We start from the raw sequence: 2,732 nt of genomic DNA, 5'->3' as shown, positions 1-2,732 counted from the left end.
GAATGTCTTGAATTCATTGTCTTGCAAATTCGGTGCCATCAAGCTGCCAAATTCCCAACACAGATCAATAGGTTAGATGTTGTTCAGCGCGGACTAGTTAATTAGTCCGTTGGTTTTTCCATCGCAAATTAATGTGCTACGTGGTTCATTTCGCATTTTAATCTTCCCACGTCTAACTTTCTGCGCCAGCACCTGATCAGGAGCCATCAGGTCCAAATATTTCAACCCTGCACCAATCTGGAAAGTATCTTTCCAGAATAAAAAATCATCTATATAGACAAGTCCATGCCGCTCAAGCGATCTCATGCAATCATCTGCGTTGTCACTCCCACAAAAAGGGCACAGAGAGACGAACTCCAACGAATCATCGTAATTTTTCACAAAATTAAAATCAGCTATTACCAGGCTTAAGTTAATCGACTTTTGCGCGAGAGCATCTCGCCTGATAACATTTCCAAAATCTTTCGGCACTTTCATTCAACATTCTCGTAACGCGCCCAAGGAAAATAACAACATCAGGGACGTTGATATTTACGGCACATACTGGCGAAAATTTCATAAGTGATGTGGGATTGAGTCCGCCCGGTGATTAATCTCAAAAAATCTTTGCAATTCTTCTGACCTTCCCTCAATCAGACCAACATAATGTTCATAATCTTCAATCAACAAAGAATAACCTATTATGCAGTTAATTCCAAACGCATCAAACAAGGCCCCATAACCTGGGCTTGACTTAGCAAATGAAAAACTCCAGCCGTCTGGAATTTGGCTATCGATCAAATCAAACAAACTGCTTGGGGCCCAAAAAGGCGCAGATTCTTCTGCCAAAATTAGAAAATCCACCCTATCTCGAATGAAAAGCAAGGCATATACGGCATACTCCTTCCCAATCATCAACGGCGAGTAATTAGTCTCATTTGTCTCTCCCAAATATCGCTCAGACAAAGCTATTGCAGAACCGCGATTATTTCGACAAATAGCACGCATAAATTCTCTCACTTGAATTTGAAATCATCAACAGCCCCCGTAATTAAGTTTCTCACGTAGTGAATTTCGACTCCATTAATATTTTGGGCTGTCTTTACCCAGCCATCTTTTGCTGGCCATCGAGGGTCAGTCATTGGAACAGGTAGTGGACGGCCAGCTCCCGGATTAGAAATGGCCTGTTCTATGGCAAGTTGCTCGTTCAAGTTCGTAGGTATAGATCTGCCGGTAGAACCTAAACCTAATGGTTTATTCACAAAAAGAGGCAGTTCAGCCCCATTACCGCTGCCCCCTGCACCCTCCTCCATCCCACGCCCTGCCGCCCCCGGCAACGTCGGCTGCGTCGGAATCACATTCCCGTCGGTATCCGTCAGTGTAGTTTTGCCATAGCCCCTGCCGTTGCTGCTGTACGGGCTGGTGGCAGTCGAATCGGTGGGCAGCGGCAACTTTCCATCTGTCCCTCTCGGCCCTTGCCCATAAACCGGATCATTCGCCGCATCAGTACCGCGACCCACAGGTCTTGTCTCACCAGAGGCCAAATTGTTGGGCTTGCCGACCTCCGGCTCAGGCTCAGGCGCCGCCCCCCGCCCCGTCGGAATCGCGGCCTCACTACCCGCAGCCGCGGCCCCTCGCCCCGTCGTGCCCGCTCCCGCCACGACCTCCGGCACCTCGGCCTTGACACCCGCGCCCGCGGTGCCCACACCGACCGCTCCGGTCGCAGGCGCCCCTCCGCGCGTCCCACGGCCCGCGATCGACGACCCGCCCACGCCCGTCTGCGGCACACCGCCCAGGGTCGATCCCAGGGTCTCGGCGAGCGCGACGCAGCTGTCGGGCCGGCGGGCACAGTAGAGCTTCGCGCCTTCGGCGACCAAGGCACCGGCTTCGACCGCCATGCCCGGCGCGGCGACGACGAGCGCTCCGATGCTGACACCGGTGAGCAGGAGCTGGGCCGATCCCCGCAGGCGCTGCTGGTCGCAACCGGTGCGGTCGGCGGCGCAGGCGTTGACGATGTCCTGGGCCTGGACCTTGCGCTCATACAGGTTGCCGTTGCCTTGGAGGTCGGCGCCGCCGATGAAGTTGGCCGGCAGTTTGCCGTCGATGGCCAGTCCGATCTGGGCGTCACGGCCGCCCACGACGTCGGCGACCATGCTGCGGCAGCCCGGGCTGTCGAGGTCCCGGCAGGCGCTGGCGAGCTGGGTGTCCTGGTCGTTGCTGATTTTTTGGTATTTGTTGACGACGCTGGTGCAGTCGCCTGCGCTCTTCCGGCACTGGTCGAGGTCTTTGGCGAAGTCCCGCCACTGCTGGCTGCTGAGGTAGTTGTTGACGACTTCGTTGTGTGCACCTGCGGCGCCCGCAGCGCCACCGACGGCCGCCCCGACGCTGGTGTCGACGCCGGCGATGAAGAGGTCGCGGGCGGCACCGGTGAGGCCGATCTTGTCGGCAGCGCCGGCGACGGTTTCGACGGAGGCGGCGCTGACGCCGGCACCCAGGGCTCCGCTGGCGCCGCCGGTGAGGCCACCGAGAAGGGCGTGGCCTGCGACACGGCAGGCGCCGGTTTCTGCCCAGCAGGTTTCTCCCTGTGGATCGTGGGCGGCCTGGGCCGCGGCCTGCTGGCCGTTGGCGAACTCGCCCCATTTCTTGGTGGCCTGCTGCCCGAAGGTGGCGGTGATCTGGGTCTGGGCCTGGACTTCGCGTTCGAGCTGCTGGCCATCCCAGGCCTTGGCGAGTGCGCCGCTGCGTTTGTCGCC

At 57.2% G+C, this 2,732-nt stretch carries 3 protein-coding genes; all 3 read right to left on the bottom strand.

Going from position 1 to position 2,732, the window contains the following annotated elements; translation table 11 throughout:
* Positions 1-93: 93 nt before the first annotated feature.
* A complete protein-coding gene (locus DFQ15_RS17295; protein WP_146228794.1) occupies positions 94-477 on the bottom strand; it encodes a hypothetical protein in 384 nt (127 codons plus the stop codon).
* Positions 478-555: 78 nt separating this feature from the next.
* Positions 556-999, bottom strand: coding sequence for a hypothetical protein (locus DFQ15_RS17290; RefSeq protein WP_146228793.1), 444 nt, complete (start codon positions 997-999; stop codon positions 556-558).
* Positions 996-2,732: DUF6862 domain-containing protein (locus tag DFQ15_RS18025; protein ID WP_407703902.1), on the bottom strand; the 1,737-nt coding region annotated here is incomplete at its 5' end. The genes DFQ15_RS18025 and DFQ15_RS17290, both read right to left, overlap by 4 nt.

The sequence above is a fragment of the Xylophilus ampelinus genome (assembly GCF_003217575.1).
Lineage (GTDB): Bacteria > Pseudomonadota > Gammaproteobacteria > Burkholderiales > Burkholderiaceae_C > Xylophilus > Xylophilus ampelinus.
This window is presented reverse-complemented; position numbering and strand designations above follow the sequence as displayed.